1 pseudogene is annotated in these 561 nt (G+C 77.0%); it reads right to left on the bottom strand.

Annotated features, from left to right (window positions below):
• Window positions 1-561 (bottom strand): annotated as a pseudogene (locus tag SACPADRAFT_RS34505) (D-glycero-alpha-D-manno-heptose-1,7-bisphosphate 7-phosphatase); the annotation flags it as partial.

Raw genomic sequence — 561 nt, 5'->3', positions numbered from 1 at the left:
AGCAGGGCGTGCGCGCGGGCCTGTTCCACTTCCTCGGGCAGCGTGCGGGCCGTCGGGACGAGGATCGCGCGCGCTCCCGCGGTCAGCGCCGCCTCCACGTCGGCGCCGATGTCGCCGATCACCACGCAGTGCCGCACCGGCACCCCGAGTTCCCGCGCGGCGCGCCGCACCAGACCGGGACGCGGCCTTGCGGCACGGGCACCCGTCGTCCGGCCCGTGTGGACACTCCTGCCAGGTGGCGAACGGGCCGAGGAGGTCGTCCACCCGGGTGCGCACGGCGCGCAGGTCCGCGGGGGTCAGGTAGCCGCGGGCGAGGCCGGACTGGTTGCTGACCACCCCGACCGGCACCCCCGCCGCGCGGACCGTCTCCAGCGCGCGGGCCGCTCCCGGCATCGGGCGCACCTTCTCCGGGTCGGACAGGTAGGGGACGTCCTCGATCAGCGTGTCGTCCCGGTCGAACAGCACCGCCCGGCCCCGGCGGACCCGCACCTCCCCCGCGAGCCGGTGCGCGGTCGCGGCCGGCGGGATCAGCGCGCTCGTGACCACCATCCTCGTCACCTC

It is taken from the genome of Saccharomonospora iraqiensis subsp. paurometabolica YIM 90007 (assembly GCF_000231035.2).
In the GTDB taxonomy this organism is placed as follows: Bacteria; Actinomycetota; Actinomycetes; order Mycobacteriales; family Pseudonocardiaceae; genus Saccharomonospora; species Saccharomonospora paurometabolica.
The sequence above is the reverse complement of the archived record's forward strand: the minus strand, read 5'-3'. Positions and strand labels throughout refer to the sequence as shown.